Here is a 19,182-nt window from a genome sequence, read left to right on the forward strand (position 1 = left end):
GGTCGAGCGCAGCGAAGCCCGATAGATCCAGCTCAGTCGTAGGGTGGATGACGGCGCAGCCTCATCCACGCGTGCCGACTTGCCCCCACCCCAACCCTCCCACGCCAGCGGGAGAGGGGGCAGTTAGGAGTAGGCTGGGTCGAGCGCAGCGAAGCCCGACAGATCCAGCTCAGTCGTAGGGTGGATGACGGCGCAGCCTCATCCACGCGTGCCGGCTTGCCCCCACCCCAACCCTCCCCCGCAAGCGGGAGAGGGGGCAGTTAGGCGTAGGTTGGGTTGAGCGCAGCGAAGCCCAACGGCCGAACCCTAAACTCGTTTCAATCCCAACAGCGCCTGCGCAGTCCCCGCCACCACGATGGCCGGCAGGGTCGCGCCCCAGGCCGGGAGCAGGGTCGGCAACAGATGGTAGACGGCCACGCCCAGGGCCCAGGCGATCAGGGACTCCAGGCGCAGCGCCTGTGTCCGCTGCGGGGCCTTGCGGCGGCGCAGCAGGAAGTGATCCACCAGCACTACGCCGAATAGCGGAGCGAACACCGAACCGATCAGCAGCAGGAAGTGTTCGTACTGGGCCAGGGGTACCAGCAGCGCCAGCAGGGTGCAGAGGATGCCGATGGCCAGGGTCAGCTGCCAGATCTTCACCTGGGCCAGGAAACCCGTGGCCACCGCCGCCGAGTGATAGGCGGCGAAGGCGTTTTCCGACTCGTCCAGCAGGATCAGCAACAGCGGCAGGCCGAGGCCGGCCACGGCCAGGGCGCGCAGCAGGGCGTCGGCTTCACCGCCGCTGGCAAAGGCCAGGGTATAGGCGAAGCCCAAGCCCATCAGCCAGAGGTTGCCGCAGAAATAACCCAGCATGACGCCGCGCCCGGCGCTGCGGCCGGTGCGGGCGAAGCGGGTGTAGTCGGCGATCACCGGCAACCAGGACAGCGGCATGGCCACCACCAGGTCGAAGCCCAGGGCCTGGCTCAGGGAGCCGTCGCCCGGGCGCTGCCAGAGCGCGGCCAGGTCGGCGCGCAGAAACAGATCCAGGGTCAGCCAGGTGCAGGCGCCGAGCAGCAGCCAGATGCCCCAGCGACTGAGAAAGCGGCGGACGAAGGTCAGCGGACCGGCCACCGCCAGGGCCGTGGCCAGGGCGCCGAAGACCAGGGTCCAGAGCACCGGCGAGGCCCAACCCTGCAGACCCCAGCTGCCCAGCAGCACGCTGGCCGCCTCGCGCATCACCACCAGTTCGAAGGCGCCCCAGCCGATCAGCTGGGTGATGTTGAGCACCGCCGGCAACAGCGCGCCGCGCTGGCCGAGACTCTGGCCCAGGGCGGTCATGCCGGCGAGGCCCGTGTCGCTGCCCACCAGGCCGGCAGCGGCCAGCAGCAGCACCCCGACCGCGGTGCCGAGCACCAGCACCAGCAGGCCATCGGCCAGGCCCAGTCCGGGCGCCAGCAGCGCGCCGGCCTGGGCCACCATCAGGCCGATGCCGAGGGAGAACCAGAGGGTGAAGAGGTCGCGCCCGCCAAGGATGCGGCGGTCCGCCGGAACGGGGACGGTGGGGGTATAGAGGCCGGGGGCCTGGGCCATGATGGGTCTCGTGGATAAGGGGTTGAGGACGCCCAACGTCGTTGGTTGGCGTTGGGCATTGTTGGGCTTCGCTGGGCTCAGCCCAACCTACGGAAACAGGGTGCTGGCCTAGCAGACGTAGGTTGGGCTGAGACGGCTCTACCGTCGAAGCCCAACAGTGCGGGATCGATCTGGGCATTGTTGGGCTTCGCTGCGCTCAGCCCAACCTACGATTTTCAGACCTGCTTGTAGATCACGCCGCCTTCGTCCTTGAAGCGCGCCGCCTGTTCCTGGAAGCCGGCCTCGATGGCCTTCTGCTCGTCGGTCAGGCCGTTTTCCTTGGCGTAGTCGCGGACCTCCTGGGTGATCTTCATGGAGCAGAACTTGGGTCCACACATTGAGCAGAAGTGCGCCACCTTGGCCGAGTCCTTGGGCAGGGTCTCGTCGTGGAAGGCGCGCGCCGTGTCCGGGTCCAGGCCCAGGTTGAACTGGTCTTCCCAGCGGAATTCGAAACGCGCCTTGGACAGGGCATTGTCGCGGATCTGGGCGCCCGGATGCCCCTTGGCCAGGTCGGCGGCATGGGCGGCGATCTTGTAGGTGATGATGCCGGTCTTGACGTCGTCCTTGTTGGGCAGGCCGAGGTGCTCCTTGGGCGTCACGTAGCAGAGCATGGCACAGCCGAACCAGCCGATCATGGCGGCGCCGATGCCGCTGGTGATGTGGTCGTAGCCGGGGGCGATGTCGGTGGTCAGCGGGCCGAGGGTATAGAACGGCGCCTCGTCGCAGCACTCCAGCTGCTTGTCCATATTCTCCTTGATCAGCTGCATGGGCACATGGCCGGGGCCTTCGATCATGGTCTGGACATCGTGCTTCCAGGCGATCTTGGTCAGCTCGCCGAGGGTTTCCAGCTCGCCGAACTGGGCGGCGTCGTTGGCGTCGGCGATGGAGCCCGGGCGCAGGCCATCACCCAGGGAGAAGCTCACGTCGTAGGCCTGCATGATCTCGCAGATGTCTTCGAAGTGGGTGTAGAGGAAGTTTTCCTTGTGGTGCGCCAGGCACCACTTGGCCATGATGGAACCGCCGCGGGAGACGATGCCGGTGACGCGCTTGGCGGTCAGGGGCACGTAGTGCAGGCGCACCCCGGCGTGGATGGTGAAGTAGTCCACGCCCTGCTCCGCCTGCTCGATGAGGGTGTCGCGGAACAGCTCCCAGGTCAGTTCCTCGGCGACGCCGCCGACCTTTTCCAGGGCCTGGTAGATGGGCACGGTGCCAATGGGGACCGGCGAGTTGCGGATGATCCACTCGCGGGTCTCGTGGATGTGCTTGCCGGTGGACAGGTCCATCACGGTGTCGGCGCCCCAGCGGATGCCCCAGGTCAGCTTTTCCACCTCTTCCTCGATGGAAGAGCCCAGGGCACTGTTGCCGATGTTGCCGTTGATCTTCACCAGGAAGTTGCGGCCGATGATCATCGGCTCCAGCTCCAGGTGGTTGATGTTGGCCGGGATGATGGCGCGACCACGGGCTACCTCGTCGCGGACGAACTCCGGGGTGATCTCCTGGGGAATGCTGGCGCCGAAACTCTGGCCACGGTGCTGGTTGCCGAGCAGACCGGCGGCGCGGGCCTCCTGCAGCTTCATGTTCTCGCGGATGGCGATGTATTCCATCTCCGGGGTGACGATGCCCTGGCGGGCATAGTGCATCTGGGAGACGTTGCGCCCGGCCTTGGCCCGCCGCGGCTGGCGCGCCAGGTCGAATCTCAGGGCGGCGAGACTCGGATCGGCCAGGCGCGCCTGGCCGAATTCGGAAGAGAGCCCGGCCAGCAGTTCGGTGTCGCCGCGCTCTTCGATCCAGCGCGAACGCACGTCCGGCAGGCCCTTGCGCAGGTCGATGCGCGCCGCCGGGTCGGTGTAGGGACCGGAGGTGTCGTAGACGAATACCGGGGCGTTGCGCTCACCGCCAAAGGCGGTGGGGGTGTCGGCGAGGGAAATTTCCCGCACCGGCACGCGGATGTCGGGGCGCGAGCCGGTCAGATAGACCTTGCGCGAATTGGGCAGCGGCTGAGTGGACTGGCGGTCGACGCGGGTGAAGTCGGTGACGTTGTTCTGCTTGTTCATCGAGGCTCTCCTGGTGGGCGCGTTGCCGAGGGAAGAACCTGGACGAAGGGTGGGCACGCTAGAAGCGGCAAGCCCGGACGGATGGCGACCACGGAATAAGGCTGCGGACGCCCTCTTGTTCCCTACGCAGGTTGACGCACCGCCATGCGGCGCGCCTAGCCTGATCAGGTTCAACGGGATCCGGGACTACCCGATCTCAGCGCCTCGTAGCGCACCCCGACAAGAACGCGGCCAGTGTAAACCCAGAGCGGCAGAAACTTCGACCGCTATTTCCTCTCCTATGCCGGATTCGGACGAAGCCACTACACTGGCGCGGTCCCTCAAGGAAGGCTCCCAGAATGCGAAGATTCCTGCTGCTCGCGGCGCTCTGCAGCTCGGCCGGCCTGGCCCAGGCCCAGGCCCAGGCCCAGGTCACCGGCAATGGCCTGCTCGACGTCTACCGCGAGGCGCTGGACAACAACGCCGACCTCGCCGCCGAGCGCGCCGGCCTCGGCGCCCAGCGCGAGGCGGTGCCCCAGGCGCGCGCCGGCCTGCTGCCGCAGATCGGCCTTGGCGCCCAGTTCAACGACACCCATACCAGTCTGCAACTCAAGGACAATCCGGCGTTGGGCGTCCAGGGTGGCCGCTACAGCAGCGATCGCAGCAGCCAGCTGATCCAGGCCACCCTCAGCCAGCCGCTGTTCCGCGCCGATCGCTGGTTCCAGCTCAAGGCCGCCCAGGCCGCCACCGAGCAGGCCGAGCTGCAATTCTCCGCCGCCCAGCAGCAACTCATCCTGCAGACCGCCGAGGGCTATTTCAGCGCCCTGCGTGCCCAGGACGCCCTGGCCACCGCCCGCGCCGAGGAAAAGGCGCTGTACCGCCAGCTGGACCAGTCCCGCGAGCGCTACAAGGTCGGCCTGACCGACGACACCGACGTGCTCCAGGCCCAGGCCAGCTTCGACAACGCCCAGGCCAACCGCTCCCAGAGCGAGCAGCAGGTGGCCGACGCCTTTCAGGCCCTGACCCGGCTGACCGATCGCGACTACGGCAGCATCGCCGGCATCCGCCACGACCTGCCGATCCTGCCGCCACAGCCCAACGATGCGCGGCTGTGGGTGGACACCGCCATGCGCCAGAATCTGCAGCTGCTGGCCGCCGGCCAGGGCGTCAACGCCGCCCAGGAGACCTTGCGCCAGCGCCGCGCCGGACACCTGCCGACGGTGGATGCGGTGGCGCGCTACAGCCACAGCGACAACGACGCGGTGAATCTGCCCAACGCCGAGCAGCTGTCCCTGTTCGGCAGCCCGGTCAACAGCCGCAGCATCGGCATCCAGGTGGAAGTACCGCTGTACAGCGGTGGGGCCACCAGCTCCCAGGCGCGCCAGGCCTATCAGCAGCTGGACCAGAGCGAACAGCGCCAGGAGAGTCTGCGCCGCCAGGTGGTGCAGAACACCCGTAACGCCCACCGGGCGATCAATACCGACATCGAGCAGGTGCGCGCCCGCCGGCTGTCCATCGCCTCCAGCCAGCGCGCCCTGAGAGCCACCGAGATCGCCTACCAGGTGGGCAGCCGCACCATCGTCGACGTGCTCGACGCCCAGCGGTTGCTGTACAACGCCGTGCGCCAGTACAACGACGCCCGCTACAACTACATCCTGGACACTCTGAGGCTCAAGCAGGCGGCCGGCACCCTGGCGCCCAACGACCTGCTGGCGCTGTCCGGCTATCTCGATCCCCACTATGACCCGGATCGCGACTTCCTGCCGCCGGATCTGGCCAAGACCCGCGCCGACGTCCTGCCGGCGCGCTCGGTTCAGGGGGTGAGCAACCTGTCCAGTCCGGAGAGCAGCCGCTCCAGCGCGCCCTGATTGGCGGCCAGTACCGCCAGGCCCGCCTGCTGGCGTCGCGCGGCTTCCGCCGGCTCGGCCCAGAGCCGGGCCACGGCGGCGGCGATCGCGGGTGCTTCCGCCACGGTTTGCAGAGCGCCGGCGTCGCGCAGCTGGGCGACGATGTCGAGGAAGTTGAACACGTGCGGACCGCTGAGCACCGGCAGGCCGAGGGCGGCCGGCTCCAGCGGATTGTGACCACCGCGCTCGATCAGGCTGCCGCCGACGAAGGCGACATCGGCAAGGGCGTAGAGAAACAGCAATTCGCCCATGGTGTCGCCCAGCAGCACCTGGGTCTGCGGCTGCACCGCCTCTCCCGTCGAGCGCTGCACCACGCCGAAACCTTCACGACGCACCTCGGCCAATACCTCGGGGAAGCGCTCGGGATGGCGCGGCACCAGGATCAGCAGGGCATCGGGGTGTGCGGCCAGCAGCTGGCGATGGGCCTGGAGCAGGATCCCGTCTTCGCCGGCATGGGTGCTGGCGGCGATCCATACCGGGCGCTGGCCCCAGCCCTGGCGCAGCGCAGCGGCGCGGACCGGCAGTTCGGGATCGATGCGCAGGTCGAACTTGATGGAGCCGGTCACCGTGACCCGCTCGGCACGGGCGCCCAGGGCGCGAAAGCGCTCGGCTTCCACCGGCGTCTGCACCGCCAGCCAGGCCAGTTCCGCCAGCATCGGCCCCGTTACCCCACCCAGCTTTCCGTAGCCACGAGCCGAGCGCTCGGACAGCCGGCCATTGGCCAGGGCGATGGGAATATCGCGGCGCGCCGCCTGGTGGATGAGGTTGGGCCAGAGCTCGGTCTCCATCACCACGCCCAGGCTTGGCCGCAGCCGGTCAAGGAAGCGTCCGGCCAGCCAGGGCAGGTCATAGGGCAGGTAGCAGTGGTGGACGTCGTCACCGAACAGGGCGCGGATGCGCTCAGAGCCGGTGGGCGTCATGCAGGTCACGGTGATCGGCAGGTCGGGATGCCGCTGGCGCAGGGCGCGAATCACCGGCGCGGCGGCGATGCTCTCCCCCACCGACACCGCGTGTACCCAGATACCGCCGGGCGGCACCTCAGGCAAGCCCAGCGCCAGGCGTTCGCCGATGCGCTGCCGATAGGCGGGGGCCTTGCGCCCGCGCCAGAGCAGGCGCAGCAGGATGAAGGGCAAGGCCAGGGTGAAGATCAGGCTATAGAGGGTACGATTCATGGCGGCAGAGCTTAATGAAGCAGGGCCGCTAGTGCGAGCCCGATACCTCCGAGCCTGTCCAGAAGGCTGCTGCGCGTCGGCCAAACGGCGTTGAAAATGCTTTCGGAATGCTCATTTACTATTCGTAAACTCCGCGTCCTCAAACATTTTCGCCTTGTTTGGCTCTAGCTCGCGAGCCTTTGAACAGACTCTCAGTGCGAATGCCGCGGCACCCCACCCTCGCGCGCGATCACCTTGAGGTGCAGGGTGGCCGGCTCCAGGCAGCCACCGGTGGAGAGCTGGCCCACCAGTTGCCGATAGAGTTCCTGCCAGGGGGTCTGGGCCGGCGGCAGGTTGGGCGTCCATTCGGCGCGGCGGCGCTCCAGTTCGCCATCGTCGAGCAGCACGTCGACGCTGCGGGCATTGAGGTCCACGCGCAGCCGGTCGTTGGTCTTGAGCAGGGCCAGACCGCCGCCCACCGCCGCTTCCGGCGACATGTTGAGGATCGAAGGGCTGGCCGAGGTGCCGCTCTGGCGACCGTCGCCCAGGCACGGCAGGGAATCGATGCCCTTCTTGATCAGCGCCGCCGGGGGCGCCATGTTGACCACCTCGGCGCTGCCCGGATAACCCACCGGACCGGCGCCGCGGATCACCAGGATGCAGCGCTCGTCGATGTCCAGCGCCGGATCGTCGATGCGCGCGTGGTAGTCCTCCGGGCCTTCGAAGACGATGGCCCGCGCCTCGAAGCTGTTTTCCTTGCCCGGCTCGGCCAGGTAGGTCTGACGGAAGGCCTCGCCCACCACCGACATCTTCATGATGGCGCTATCGAAGAAGTTTCCGCTGAGCACGATGAAGCCGGCGCGGTGCTTGAGCGGCGCCTCATAGGGCTGGATCACCGCAGGATCCGAGCTGGCGGCGCCCTCGGCGATGGTGCCGATGGTCTTGCCGGAGACGGTCAGGCACTCGCCGTGCAGCCGGCCGGCCTTGAGCAGTTCGTGGAGCACCGCCGGCACCCCGCCGGCGCGGTGGAAGCCTTCGCCCAAATACTTGCCGGCCGGCATGCAGTTGGCCAGCAGCGGGATGTCCTCGCCCAGGCGCTGCCAGTCGTCCAGCGATAATTCGATGCCCATGTGCCGGGCGATGGCGATCAGGTGCGGCGGACAATTGCTGGAGGCGCCCAGGGCCGAGGCCACCACGATGGCGTTCTCGAAGGCCTCGCGGGTCATGATCTGCGAGGGGCGGACGTCGTCCAGCACCAGCTGGCAGATGCGCTTGCCGGTGGCATAGGCCATCTGGCCGCGCTCACGGTAAGGCGCGGGGATGCTGGCGCAGCCGGGCAGCGACATGCCCAGGGTCTCGGCCAGGGCATTCATCGACAGGGCCGTGCCCATGGTGTTGCAGTGGCCCACCGAGGGCGAGGCGGCAGTGGTCAGGGCCATGAAGCCCTCGTAGTCGATCTCGCCGGTCGCCAGCAGGTTGCGTGCGTGCCAGAGCACGGTGCCGGAGCCGATCAGCTCGCCCTTGAAATGCCCGTCGAGCATGGGTCCGCCGGACAGCACGATGGCCGGCAGGTCGGTGGTGGCCGCGGCCATCAGGCAGGCCGGGGTGGTCTTGTCGCAGCCGGTGGTGAGCACCACGCCATCCAGCGGGAAGCCATGCAGGATCTCCACCAGGCCGAGGTAGGCCAGGTTGCGATCCAGGGCCGCGGTGGGCCGGCGGCTCTGCTCGGCGATGGGGTGCACCGGGAATTCCATGGGGATGCCACCGGCATCGCGGATGCCGGCCTTGACCCGCTGGGCCAGTTCCAGGTGGTGGCGATTGCAGGGGGTGAGGTCGCTGCCGGTCTGGGCGATGCCGATGATGGGGCGACCGGACTGGAGTTCGTCGCGGGTCAGGCCGTAGTTCATGTAGCGCTCGACATAGAGCGCGGTCATGTCGGCATGGGCAGGGTCATCGAACCAGAGCTGGCTGCGCAGCGGGCGTTTGGCGGAAGTCATGATGGTCTCTAGTTGTTATTAGGAAAGAAAGGATCAGCGGCCCAGCAGGCCACGGGCGGCCAGGTTGTGCATCAGGGCGCCGAGGCCGAAGCGCCAGGCCGGGGCCTGGTCGCTGGTGGTCACCCGGTTGTGCAGGGTCCCCAGCAGCGGGCTGGCGATGCTCACCCGGTCACCCACCTTGTGGGTGAAGCCACCGCCCGGGGCGTCGCGGTCCTGGGTCGGGGCGAACAGGGTGCCGAGAAAGAGCACGAAGCCGTCGGGATACTGGTGGTTGGCATTGAGGGTCTGGGCGGCGAGATCGGTGGGATCGCGACTGATCTGCGCCATGGAGCTGCTGCCCTGGAGTCGGAAGCCGTCTTCGCCCTGGACCTCCAGGGTCACCACGCACTGGCGCACCTGGTCGAGATCGAAGGTCTCGTCGAACAGGCGGATGAAGGGCCCCAGGGCGCAGGAGGCGTTGTTGTCCTTGGCCTTGCTCAGCAAAAGGGCGCTGCGGCCCTCGATGTCGCGCAGGTTGACATCGTTGCCCAGGGTGGCTCCATGCAGGCGGCCGCGGCTATCGGCCACCAGCACCACCTCGGGTTCGGGATTGTTCCACTGGGACACGGGGTGGATGCCGATGGCGCTGCCAGAGCCGACCGCGGCCAGCACCGGCGCCTTGGTGAAGATCTCGGCGTCCGGCCCGATGCCCACCTCCAGGTACTGCGACCACATGCCCTTCTCGATCAGCAGCGCCTTGAGCGCCTGGGCGCGCGGACTGCCCGGCTCCAAGCCCTGCAGGTCCGCGCCGATCACCGCCTGCACCTGCTCGCGGATGGCTACGGCGCGCCCGGCATCGCCACCGGCCTGCTCTTCGATCACCCGCTCCAGCATGCTGGCGGCAAAGGTCACCCCGGCGGCCTTGATCACCTGCAGATCGGCTGGCGGCAGCAGGTGCAGACGGTCCGCAGCGGCCTGCTCGCCGCTGTTGGCCAGCAGTTCCTCCACGCTGCCGAGGTAACGTCCGGGGGTATCGCGCAGGGCCTGCAGCGGCGCGTCTTCCTCGAACAGGGCACTTAAGGTGGCGAACCGCTGGGAGACATCGAAGACGCCGTCTTCGCGCAGCACCACGGGCGAGGGACCGGCCAGCGGGCCGGGCACCCAGGCGCGGCCCACCAGGGTGCCGGCCAAGCCATCGGTGGGAAGGGTGTTGGCAGGCGAGAGACGAAGGGACATGGGCAGGACTCCAGGGCTGATGGGTCCACGCTAGGCAGCCGGACTGATAAACTCAAATGGGCTTATTTCATCATTCGATAACCTGCGCTTATCGCCTGGGAGGCACCCGTGTCCGAGCCGTCGTTCAGCCAGATCTGCCACTGGCTCAAGTTTCGCCACCTGCTGCTGATCGACACCCTGGGGCGCACCCGCAACATGCACCTGGCCGCGCAGCAGATGAATCTCAGCCAGCCGGCCATCAGCAAGATGCTCAAGGAGATCGAGCACCTGCTGGGCTTCGCCCTGTTCGAGCGCCAGCCGCGCAGCATGCCACCCACCGCCCTGGGTGAGCACGTGCTGCGCTATGCGCGGGTGGCGCTCAACGATGCCCGCGACTTCGCCGAGCAGATCGACAGCCTGAGGCGCGGTGGTCATGGCCAGCTCAAGGTCGGCGGCATCTTCGCCGCCACCGCGGTGGCCCTGCCGCAGGCCATCGTCGCGATCAAGCAGCGCTGGCCGCTGCTGGCCATCGAGGTGATGGAGCAGACCAGCGATCACCTGATGGAGATGCTCGACGACAAGCTGCTGCACCTGGCGGTGGCGCGTTTCACCGACGAAGCCCAGGCCCAGCGCTTCGACTTCCAGCCCCTGGCGCCGGAGCCCTTCCGCTTCGTGGTCAACGCCGATCACCCGCTGGTGGGCAGCGGCCCCGTGGGCCTCGACCAGGTGCTGGCCTGGCCCTGGATCCTCTATCCCAAGGGCACGCCCATCCGCGGGCGCATGGAGCGGGCCTTCGCCGCTGCCGGCCTGCCGGTGCCGAGCAACACCATCGACACCATCTCCATGCAGACCTTTCTCCAGGTGCTGCGCGCCGGCCCCATGATCGGCATGCTGCCCGAGGCCATGGTCGAGCCCTATCTCGCCAGCGGCGCGCTCAGTGCCCTGGAGCTGCCCTTGCACCTGCCGGCGCAGGACTACGGCATCCTCACCCGCAAGGGCGAACCCCTGGGCGAGGCGGCGCGGGAATTCGCCGCCATCCTGCTGAGCCATGCCGGTCGCGGAGAGGCCTCGGCCTAGAGGCTTCGATAACGCGCCGTTATCGAATGATCCGCAAATGCCATTGGGAAAGAATCGCTCTCGCTCCTAGAGTGGCCTGGCGATTCAGACGGCCACCCTGCATCCCCGGCCGCCTTCGACCTCTTCAATAACAACAACGGGCCCCAAGGCCCCGAAGGTCATTCCCATGTTCGAGACCACCGCTCCCCAGGGCGCCGCTGGCGATGCCTTCGAAGAACGCACCTATCGCAAGGTGGTGCTGCGCATCCTGCCGATCCTGCTGCTGTGCTACATCGCCGCCTACCTGGATCGGGTCAACGTCGGCTTCGCCAAGCTGGACATGCTCGACGACCTCGGCTTCAGCAACACCGTCTATGCCCTTGGCGCCAGCATGTTCTTCTGGGGCTACTTCCTCTTCGAGGTCCCCAGCAACCTGCTGCTGCATCGCTACGGCGCGCGCTTCTGGATCGCCCGCATCATGCTGACCTGGGCGATCATCTCCATGGCGGTGGCCTTCACCCAGCCGCTGGCGCAGTTCTTCGGCATGCAGTCGAGCACCCTCTTCTATGTGCTGCGCTTCCTGCTGGGCGTCTGCGAGGCGGGCTTCTTTCCCGGGGTGATCCTCTATCTCAACTACTGGTTTCCGACCCGCCGACAGAGTCGGGTGATGTCGGGCTTCCTCATCGCCCTGCCCTTCAGCCTGAGCTTTGGCGGCGTGCTCTCCGGCTGGCTGATGAGCAGTCTGCACAACTGGCACGGTCTGGCCGGCTGGCAGTGGATGCTGCTGGTGGAAGGGGTGCCCTCGATCATCATGGCGGTGGTGGTGTTCTGCTGCCTGAGCGACAACATCGACAAGGCGCCCTGGCTGGACGCCCGGGAAAAGGCCCTGCTCAAGCGCAACCTGGAGCAGCAGAACGCCGGCAAGGCCTCGCGACTCGGCGAAGTGTTCTTCAATCCGCGGGTCTGGCTGCTGGTGTTCATCCTGCTGATCTTCAACACCGGCTTCTATGGCCTGGCCTTCTGGATGCCCTCGATCATCAAGAACGCCGGGGTCAGCGGCAGCCTGCAGATCGGCCTGCTCACCGCCATCCCCTACAGCGTCGCCCTGGTGGTCATGCTGCTCAACGCCCGCCACTCGGCCCGCACCGGCGAGCAGCGGCTGCACGCGGCGGTGCCGGCCTTCGTCGGCGCCCTGGGCCTGGTGCTGAGCGCCTGGTTCATCCACAACATCGTGCTGTCGATCTTCTTCCTCACCGTGGCCGCCTCGGGCCTGCTGGCGCTGATGCCGATCTTCTGGTCGCTGCCCGGCACCCTGCTTTCCGGCGTCGCCGCCGCGGCGGGCATCGGCATGATCAACGCCATCGGCAACCTCTCCGGCTTCACCGGTTCCATGATCACCGCGACCATGGAAACCCTCACCGGCGACATCAACAACGGCACCTATGTGCTCGGCGCCTGCCTGTTCGTCAGCGGCCTGCTGATCCTGGCGATCCCGGCCTCGATGCTGCACCGCGCGCCGACCGCCGTGCCGCTGGACCTGAAGCCCGCCTAGCCCGCCTCGGGCACGGCCGAGCGCCCGGCTCCCGCGGCGCTCGGCCGGCCGATCCACAGGGCCATCAGCGCCGCCAGGATGCCGGTCAGGCCGGCCAGCACCAGGGCCTCCTGGTAGGAGCCGAAGTGCTCGCGCAGGGCCCCGGCGAGAAAGGCCGCGCAGGCGGCGCCGAGCATGTGGCCGCAGAACACCCAGCCGAACACCACCGGCGCGCTCTTTTCGCCAAAGCTCTGGTTGGTCAGCTTGACCGTGGGCGGCACCGTGGCGATCCAGTCCAGCCCGTAGAAGATGCCGAACAGCAGCAGCTGCTCGGGGGCGAAACCGGAGAACGGCAGATAGATCAGCGAGAGACCGCGCAGGCTGTAGTAGACGAACAGCAGGCGGCGCGGATCGTACCTGTCGGTCAGCCAGCCGGAAGCGGTGGTGCCTACCAGATCGAAGATGCCCATCAGCGCGAGGATCCCGGCGGCCTGCACCTGGGACAGCCCGTGGTCATGGCCCATGGCGATGAAGTGGGTGCCGATCAGCCCGTTGGTGGTGAAGCCACAGACGAAGAAGGTCAGGAACAGCAACCAGAAATCGCGCCGCCGACTGGCCATGGCCAGGGTGCCGAGGGTCACGCGAAACAGGTTGCCCGGTGCGGTAGCAGCTGGCGCCTGGTAGTCCGCCGGGGCGCCATGGGGCCGCAGGCCGATGTCCGCCGGCCGCTCCGGCAGCAGCCAGGCCACCAGCGGGATCAGCGCGGCGCTGGCCACGGCCACGGTCAGCACCACGGTCTGCCAGCCTTCGTGGCTGGCGAGATGGGCCAGCAGCGGCAGAAAGACCAGATTGCCGGTGGCGGTGCTGGCCGCCAGCAGCCCCATCATCAGCCCCCGCCGGGCGACGAACCAGCGATTGACGATGGCCGCGCCCAGCACCATGGCCACGCAACCGGTGCCCAGGCCGCTGAGCACGCCCCAGGTGGCGACCAGATGCCAGGGTTCGCGCATCAGGGTGCTCAGGGCGGTGGCCAGGCTGATCAGGGTGAGGCCGCCGAGCAGGGTGCGGCGGATGCCGAGGGTCTGCATCAGGGCCGCGGCGAAGGGGCCTACCAGGCCATAGAGAAAGATGCCGATGGCGGCGGCAAGCGAGACCGTCTCGCGACTCCAGCCAAAGGTGTCCTGCAGCGGCAAGAGCAAGACGCCGGGGGTGGACCTGACGCCCGCCGAAACCAGCAGGGCGAGAAAGATCAGCGCCAGGACGACGAAGACAAAGCGCTGGCCGAGGGCGGGAGGTGTGGTCATGGCGATCTTCACCGGCGGGAAAGGGATGAGTCGAGTATTGCAGCCCGGGCGACCTGGCGCTGGTCAAGCTGGCCCACGGATCTGGCCAGAATGGGTGTTCGTTGGAAAGAGTTGTGGGCGAGTGCTGGAAGCCCAACACGTCGATTCAACCGATCGCCCGCAACTCTTCCGCCAGGCGCTGCGCCAGCCAGCGCGCCGCCGGTCCCGGTGCGGCGTTGCGGCGCCAGGCCAACTCCACCACCAGGGCCGGCGGTACCCATTCGCAGGCCAGTTCGGCCAGCAAGCCCTGGTAGGTGGGATAGCGCGCCACGTGTCGCGGCAGCCAGCCCCAGCCCAGGCCGCGCATCAGCAATTCGGCGAGCAGGTAGAAGCTGTCGGCGCGCCAGACCTGGGGGGCGATCTGCTCGCCGCCGGGATAGGGATTCTCCAGCGGCGCGATCAGCAACTGACGGTGGCGGGCCAGTTCGCGCCGGCCCACACCCTGCTGGCGCGCCAGCGGATGCTGGGCGCCGCAGGCGGTGACCTGGGCGACATCGCCCAGGGCCTGGCGCTCCAGGGCCTCGGGCATGTGCTCATGGCGGAACAGCAGGCCGAGGTCGGCCTGGTCGGTCAGCAGCTTGCGCGCCACATCGCCCTGGGCGCCGCTGGTGAGCTGGACCTCCAGGTGCGGAAAGGCCGCGGCCAGGGCGTCCAGCGCATCGAGCACCGGCTGGTAGGGCATGGCCTCGTCCAGGGCCAGGCGCAACAGCGGTTCCTGTCCAGCGCAGAGGGCCTGGGCCCGGCTGTCCAGCCGCTGGCACTGGCGCAGCACCTCGCGCGCCTCCTCCAGCAGGGCCAGACCGGCCGCGGTGATGACCGGCGTGCGCCCGTTGCTGCGCGCGAACAGCGCCACGCCCAGATCGGTTTCCAGCAGGGCGATGGCCGAGCTGATCGCCGATTGCGCCCGACCCAGACGCCGCGCCATCGCCGAGAAACTCGCGCCCTCGGCGATGCCGACGAAGATCTCCAGCTGCTCAAGATTCCACTGCACGACCCATCTCCCCAATAGATAGGTATCAACTTTCACCTATCGCCCGAAAAGGCACAATGGGGCCTTCTACAGGAGGAAGCCCCATGAGCGGATACATCTACCTGGCCATCGCCATCGCCGCCGAAGTCGTCGCCACCACCTCGATGAAGGCCATCAGCGGCTTCAGCAAGCCGCTGCCGCTGATCCTGGTCGTTTGTGGCTACGGGCTGGCCTTCTGGATGCTGACCCTGGTGGTGCGCAGCATCCCGGTGGGCATCGCCTACGCCATCTGGGCCGGCCTTGGCATCGTGCTGGTGAGCATCGCCGCGGCCTTTCTCTACGATCAGAAGCTGGACCTGCCGGCCCTGCTGGGCATGGGGCTGATCGTCGCCGGGGTGGTGGTGATCCAGCTGTTTTCCGGCAGCACCGGGCATTGAGACCAGCGGCGGCGAGGAGCGTGTAAAATCACTTCTTTGCCGATCACCCGAGCAGGCCGTTCATGTCCCAACCCTGGTCCACCGATATCCTCATCGTCGGCGGCGGCGTCGCCGGCCTCTGGCTCAACGCCCGCCTCCGACGCGCCGGCTACGCCACCGTGCTGGTGGAGACCGGCGCCCTGGGCGGCGGCCAGAGCGGCAAGTCCCAGGGCATCATCCATGGCGGCACCAAGTACGCCCTGACCGGGATGCTCACCGGTGCCTCCGAGGCCATCGCCGACATGCCGCGGCGCTGGCGCGAGAGCCTGGCCGGCAGCGGCGAGCTGGACCTTTCCAGCGTGCGCCTGCTCTCCGAAGCCCATTACCTCTGGTCGCCGGGCAGCCTGGCCGGCAACCTCACCAGCTTTTTTGCCAGCAAGGCGGTGCGCGGCCGGGTGGATGCCGTCAAGGGCGACGAACTGCCACCCGCCCTGCGCGACCGCGCCTTCAAGGGCAAGGTCTATCGCCTGGCCGAACTGGTGCTGGACGTGCCCAGCCTGGTCGCGCGCCTGGCCGAGCTGGCCGGCGACAGCCTGCTGGCCGGGCATGAGCTGCAACCGCTGCGCGAAGCCGGCGAACTGACCGGCCTGGTGGTGGACGGCCAGCCCATTCGCGCCCGCCGCATCGTGCTCACCGCCGGCGCCGGCATGGCCGATCTGCTCCAGGCCCTCGGTCTCGAACAACCGGCCATGCAGCGCCGCCCGCTGCACATGGTGGTGGTCAAGGGCCCCATGCTCAAACCCCTCTATGCCCACTGCCTGGGCGGCGGCCCCAAGCCGCGGGTGACCATCACCAGCCACCCCACCGCCGACGGCCAGTGGCTGTGGTACCTGGGTGGCGACCTGGCCGAAGCCGAGGGCGTGGCGCGCGAACCCCAGGCGCAGATCGCCGCGGCGCGCGAGGAGTTGCAGCGCCTGCTGCCCTGGATCGACTTCGCCGGCGCGCGCTGGGCGACCCTGCGCGTGGATCGCGCCGAGCCGGCGCAATCCGGACTGGTGCGTCCGGACAATGCCTTCCTCGCCGAGGAAGGTCGCCTGCTGGTGGGCTGGCCGACCAAACTGGCCCTGTCGCCCGACCTGGCCGACCGCGTCCTGGCCAACCTCGACCGCGATGGCATCGCGCCGGGGCAGTACCCCGCCCTGCCCGCCCATCCGCAACCGCCGGTGGCCGCGCCCTTCTGGGAGGAGCTGCTGCCATGAGTCTGCGCACCCTGCATGGTCTGCAGCGTCCGCTGGGCAGCACCGGTCTGGAGATCTCCCCGCTGGGTCTGGGCACGGTCAAGTTCGGGCGTGACCAGGGCGTGAAGTATCCCAATGGCTTCACCATCCCCGACGACCGCAGCGCCGCGGACCTGCTGAGTCTTGCCCGCGAACTGGGGATCAATCTGCTGGACACCGCTCCGGCCTATGGCCGCAGCGAAGAACGCCTGGGTCCGCTCTTGCGTGGCCAGCGCCAGCACTGGGTGATCGCCAGCAAGGTCGGGGAGGAATTCGAAGATGGCCTGTCCAGCTTCGACTTCAGTCCGGCCCACACCCGCCGCTCGGTGGAACGCAGCCTGCAACGCCTGGAAACCGACTGGCTGGACCTGGTGCTGGTGCACTCCGATGGTAACGACCTGGCCATCCTCCAGGACAGCGGCTGCTACGAGACCTTGGCCGAGCTCAAGCGCGAGGGGCTGATCCGCGCCTTCGGCTTTTCCGGCAAGACCGTCGCCGGCGGCCTGAAAGCCCTGGAAGCCGGCGATTGCGCCATGGTCACCTTCAACCTCAACGAAGACGCCGAGATCCCGGTGATCCAGGCCGCCGCCGCCCAGGGCAAGGGCATCCTGATCAAGAAGGCCCTGGCCAGCGGTCACGCCGTGCTCGGCGCCGGCCAGGATCCGGTGCGGGCCAGCTTCGCCCGGGTGTTCGGCGAGCCCGGGGTGAGCAGTGCGATAGTCGGCACTATCGATCCCCTGCACCTGTCACATAATGTCCGTACCCTGGCCGAAGTGATCACCGCTCGGCCCTGATCCAGAGCGTTTCGCTGAACCCTTGCCTTCGTCCGCTGGACGCCCCGCCCGGCTTGCCCGGGACGGCGCGTCCGCGGCATACAACAAACAGGAGTCGGCCATGCCCCAGCTCATCGCCCGCCACAATCCCAAGGCGTTCAAGACCCTGCCCCTTTCGGTCGAGGCCAACCATGACGGCCTCACCTACCAGGCCCTCGGCCAACCCCTGAATTTCAGCGAGATGCTGGAGCGGCGCAAGCCCATCGAGATCGACGATGCCCAGCACTTCAGCGCCAGGCTCGCCAATCTGGGGGTCTCGGTACGCCTGACGCTGAACTGGCAGGGCCAGGATCACTGGCTGCTGGTGCGCCAGCGCCGGCCCGATCGGGGCGACGTGGTGCTCAAGCTGATCTCCGGTTACATCCCGACCCACGAACTGGCGCTGCCGCTGCTCACCGCCGTCCAGGAGGTGGCCGAGGAGTGCCTGATCGAGACGCCGCGCGGCTGGCTGGCGGGACGCTTCGCCGACACCTGGCTGCCGACGCCCTATGCCCCGGCCCTGCCCTATCGCGAGGACGTGGCCTTTCGCCTGACCCCACGTTCGGGCGCGGCGCGGCCGGTACGCTGCGGCAGTCTGGCGCTGCTGGAACGCCCACGCGCCTATGTGCACACCCCCACCGCCTCGCTGCAACTGGTCTATGACCTGCTGCTGGAGCTGCCCAAGGAGTGCAAGGCGCCGAGTCTGTTCCACGTCGACGAGAAGATCGAGAACGGCCAGTTGCTGGCGCGTCTGGCCCGGCAACGCCCGGATCTCTATCTGGTCGCCCTGGACGACGGCAAACCCACCGGCGAGCTCTATACCCTGTCCGCCGGCCAGCGCCTGCCGGTATCGACCCGCGGCCTCTGGCTGTCGGAAAGCTTCGCCCGCCAGGACGGCTGGCTGGTCCACGACAGCCGGGTACGCTGGCGTGACTGGCTGGAGCGCATGGCGCCCCAGAGCGCCCTGCAGCGGGCCTAGGGTCGGCGGGAGATCAGTCGCCACCGGCGCGGCGTTCACCGACGCCGCCGCCGGCCGCGGCCTGGACCCGGCCCGCTAGCCGGGAAAAGGGCAAGGTCTGGATCCACACCGTGCCGTGGCCGCTCAGGGTTGCCAGCACCAGGCCTTCACCGCCGAACAGCATGCTGCGCAGGCCACCTGCCAGCTTGATGTTGTAGTCGATGCCGCTGGTGAAACCCACCAGACAACCGGTGTCCAGGCGCAGGGTCTCGCCCCTCAGTTCCTTGCGGATCACCGTGCCGCCGGCATGCACGAAGGCCATGCCATCGCCCTCCAGCCGCTGCAGGATGAAGCCTTCGCCGCCGAAGAAACCGGCGCCCAGACGGCGGGTGAAAGCCACGCCGATGCGGGTGCCCTTGGCCGCGCAGAGAAAGGAATCGCGCTGGCAGAACAGGGTGCCGCCCAGGGCGGCGAGGTCCAGGGGTACCACCTGCCCGGGATAGGGCGCGGCAAAGGCGACGTGGCGCTTCTCGCGGCCTTCGTTGGTGAAATGGGTCATGAACAGCGACTCGCCGCCGAGCATGCGCTTGCCGGCGCCCCAGAGCTTGCCGAGCAGGCCGGCGGAACCATCGCCCATGCGCGCGGTGAAAGCTATGTCGGCCTCCATGTAGGTCATGGCGCCGGCTTCGGCGATCACCGTCTCGCCCGGATCAAGGCCGATTTCCACCGCCTGCAGGGATTCACCGAGAATGCGATGATCGAGGATATGGCTGGGCATGGCTGTGGGACTCCTGGTGTAGCGTGGAAAACGGCACAGCCTTTTCCACTGTCCTGCGTATGGGCAAGGCGCGTGGAAAACGCTGCGCGGTTTTCCACCCTACAACATCGCGGCCATTACCGGCGCTACCTGGCTTCCCTCACCCCAACCC

Annotated in this window: 15 protein-coding genes and 1 riboswitch; of the genes, 7 read left to right on the forward strand and 8 right to left on the reverse strand. The window is 68.1% G+C overall.

Annotation, left to right across the window (positions count from 1 at the left end; translation table 11 throughout):
- Window positions 1-306: 306 nt before the first annotated feature.
- Window positions 307-1,569 (reverse strand): putative hydroxymethylpyrimidine transporter CytX, encoded by a 1,263-nt coding sequence (gene cytX / locus QKY98_RS00005; protein ID WP_058792782.1) that lies wholly within the window; start codon window positions 1,567-1,569, stop codon window positions 307-309.
- Window positions 1,570-1,784: 215 nt separating this feature from the next.
- On the reverse strand, window positions 1,785-3,662 hold the full coding sequence (thiC, locus tag QKY98_RS00010; protein WP_007162105.1) for a phosphomethylpyrimidine synthase ThiC: 1,878 nt from the start codon (window positions 3,660-3,662) through the stop codon (window positions 1,785-1,787).
- Window positions 3,663-3,764: 102 nt separating this feature from the next.
- Window positions 3,765-3,891, reverse strand: a riboswitch (TPP riboswitch).
- A 109-nt stretch (window positions 3,892-4,000) separates the two neighbouring features.
- Here thiC and QKY98_RS00015 point away from each other — a divergent pair.
- Window positions 4,001-5,509, forward strand: coding sequence for a TolC family outer membrane protein (locus QKY98_RS00015; RefSeq protein WP_284670126.1), 1,509 nt, complete (start codon window positions 4,001-4,003; stop codon window positions 5,507-5,509).
- Here the strand turns inward: QKY98_RS00015 and waaA are convergent.
- The 3 genes from waaA to QKY98_RS00030 form a co-directional block, all read right to left on the reverse strand.
- Entirely contained in the window at window positions 5,455-6,720 is a 1,266-nt protein-coding gene (gene waaA / locus QKY98_RS00020) for a lipid IV(A) 3-deoxy-D-manno-octulosonic acid transferase (protein ID WP_284670127.1), read from the reverse strand. The two genes, QKY98_RS00015 and waaA, sit on opposite strands and share 55 nt — an antisense overlap.
- Window positions 6,721-6,911: 191 nt before the next feature.
- On the reverse strand, window positions 6,912-8,696 hold the full coding sequence (locus QKY98_RS00025) for an IlvD/Edd family dehydratase (RefSeq protein ID WP_027600810.1): 1,785 nt from the start codon (window positions 8,694-8,696) through the stop codon (window positions 6,912-6,914).
- A gap of 33 nt (window positions 8,697-8,729) precedes the next feature.
- Window positions 8,730-9,911, reverse strand: coding sequence for a fumarylacetoacetate hydrolase family protein (locus tag QKY98_RS00030; protein ID WP_077171605.1), 1,182 nt, complete (start codon window positions 9,909-9,911; stop codon window positions 8,730-8,732).
- A gap of 108 nt (window positions 9,912-10,019) precedes the next feature.
- Here QKY98_RS00030 and QKY98_RS00035 point away from each other — a divergent pair, with 108 nt between their 5' ends.
- Together QKY98_RS00035 and QKY98_RS00040 are read left to right on the forward strand one after the other, a co-directional pair.
- Window positions 10,020-10,967, forward strand: coding sequence for a LysR family transcriptional regulator (locus QKY98_RS00035; protein ID WP_027600237.1), 948 nt, complete (start codon window positions 10,020-10,022; stop codon window positions 10,965-10,967).
- A 166-nt stretch (window positions 10,968-11,133) separates the two neighbouring features.
- Window positions 11,134-12,498 (forward strand): MFS transporter, encoded by a 1,365-nt coding sequence (locus tag QKY98_RS00040; RefSeq protein ID WP_284670128.1) that lies wholly within the window; start codon window positions 11,134-11,136, stop codon window positions 12,496-12,498.
- On the opposite strand, the gene QKY98_RS00045 is transcribed toward QKY98_RS00040, so the two are convergent.
- Entirely contained in the window at window positions 12,495-13,781 is a 1,287-nt protein-coding gene (locus QKY98_RS00045; RefSeq protein WP_077171604.1) for an MFS transporter, read from the reverse strand. The genes QKY98_RS00040 and QKY98_RS00045 overlap by 4 nt on opposite strands.
- 145 nt (window positions 13,782-13,926) lie before the next feature.
- Window positions 13,927-14,811 (reverse strand): LysR family transcriptional regulator, encoded by an 885-nt coding sequence (locus tag QKY98_RS00050; RefSeq protein ID WP_284670129.1) that lies wholly within the window; start codon window positions 14,809-14,811, stop codon window positions 13,927-13,929.
- Window positions 14,812-14,894: 83 nt separating this feature from the next.
- Here QKY98_RS00050 and QKY98_RS00055 point away from each other — a divergent pair, with 83 nt between their 5' ends.
- The 4 genes from QKY98_RS00055 (at window position 14,895) to QKY98_RS00070 (ending at window position 18,274) form a co-directional block, all read left to right on the forward strand.
- On the forward strand, window positions 14,895-15,227 hold the full coding sequence (locus tag QKY98_RS00055; RefSeq protein ID WP_027600233.1) for a DMT family transporter: 333 nt from the start codon (window positions 14,895-14,897) through the stop codon (window positions 15,225-15,227).
- Window positions 15,228-15,289: 62 nt separating this feature from the next.
- On the forward strand, window positions 15,290-16,465 hold the full coding sequence (locus QKY98_RS00060; RefSeq protein WP_284670130.1) for an NAD(P)/FAD-dependent oxidoreductase: 1,176 nt from the start codon (window positions 15,290-15,292) through the stop codon (window positions 16,463-16,465).
- Window positions 16,462-17,277, forward strand: a complete 816-nt coding sequence (locus QKY98_RS00065; protein ID WP_027600231.1) for an aldo/keto reductase — start codon at window positions 16,462-16,464, stop codon at window positions 17,275-17,277. The genes QKY98_RS00060 and QKY98_RS00065 overlap by 4 nt, the downstream gene beginning before the upstream one ends.
- Window positions 17,278-17,377: 100 nt before the next feature.
- Window positions 17,378-18,274, forward strand: a complete 897-nt coding sequence (locus QKY98_RS00070; protein WP_007162117.1) for a hypothetical protein — start codon at window positions 17,378-17,380, stop codon at window positions 18,272-18,274.
- 13 nt (window positions 18,275-18,287) lie between these two features.
- Here the strand turns inward: QKY98_RS00070 and QKY98_RS00075 are convergent, their stop codons facing one another.
- On the reverse strand, window positions 18,288-19,031 hold the full coding sequence (locus tag QKY98_RS00075) for a TIGR00266 family protein (protein ID WP_284670131.1): 744 nt from the start codon (window positions 19,029-19,031) through the stop codon (window positions 18,288-18,290).
- Between the last annotated feature and the right edge of the window lie 151 nt (window positions 19,032-19,182).

It is taken from the genome of Pseudomonas sp. HR1, assembly GCF_030175875.1.
Classification (GTDB): domain Bacteria; phylum Pseudomonadota; class Gammaproteobacteria; order Pseudomonadales; family Pseudomonadaceae; genus Chryseomonas; species Chryseomonas oryzihabitans.

Excerpts from the sequence above, each read along its gene's own strand:
- cytX (WP_058792782.1), bottom strand. The coding sequence starts at position 1,569 with ATGGCCCAGGCCCCCGGCCTCTATACCCCCACCGTCCCCGTTCCGGCG.
- thiC (WP_007162105.1), bottom strand. The coding sequence starts at position 3,662 with ATGAACAAGCAGAACAACGTCACCGACTTCACCCGCGTCGACCGCCAG.
- QKY98_RS00015 (WP_284670126.1), top strand. The coding sequence starts at position 4,001 with ATGCGAAGATTCCTGCTGCTCGCGGCGCTCTGCAGCTCGGCCGGCCTG.
- waaA (WP_284670127.1), bottom strand. The coding sequence starts at position 6,720 with ATGAATCGTACCCTCTATAGCCTGATCTTCACCCTGGCCTTGCCCTTC.
- QKY98_RS00025 (WP_027600810.1), bottom strand. The coding sequence starts at position 8,696 with ATGACTTCCGCCAAACGCCCGCTGCGCAGCCAGCTCTGGTTCGATGAC.
- QKY98_RS00030 (WP_077171605.1), bottom strand. The coding sequence starts at position 9,911 with ATGTCCCTTCGTCTCTCGCCTGCCAACACCCTTCCCACCGATGGCTTG.
- QKY98_RS00040 (WP_284670128.1), top strand. The coding sequence starts at position 11,134 with ATGTTCGAGACCACCGCTCCCCAGGGCGCCGCTGGCGATGCCTTCGAA.
- QKY98_RS00045 (WP_077171604.1), bottom strand. The coding sequence starts at position 13,781 with ATGACCACACCTCCCGCCCTCGGCCAGCGCTTTGTCTTCGTCGTCCTG.
- QKY98_RS00055 (WP_027600233.1), top strand. The coding sequence starts at position 14,895 with ATGAGCGGATACATCTACCTGGCCATCGCCATCGCCGCCGAAGTCGTC.
- QKY98_RS00060 (WP_284670130.1), top strand. The coding sequence starts at position 15,290 with ATGTCCCAACCCTGGTCCACCGATATCCTCATCGTCGGCGGCGGCGTC.
- QKY98_RS00065 (WP_027600231.1), top strand. The coding sequence starts at position 16,462 with ATGAGTCTGCGCACCCTGCATGGTCTGCAGCGTCCGCTGGGCAGCACC.
- QKY98_RS00070 (WP_007162117.1), top strand. The coding sequence starts at position 17,378 with ATGCCCCAGCTCATCGCCCGCCACAATCCCAAGGCGTTCAAGACCCTG.
- QKY98_RS00075 (WP_284670131.1), bottom strand. The coding sequence starts at position 19,031 with ATGCCCAGCCATATCCTCGATCATCGCATTCTCGGTGAATCCCTGCAG.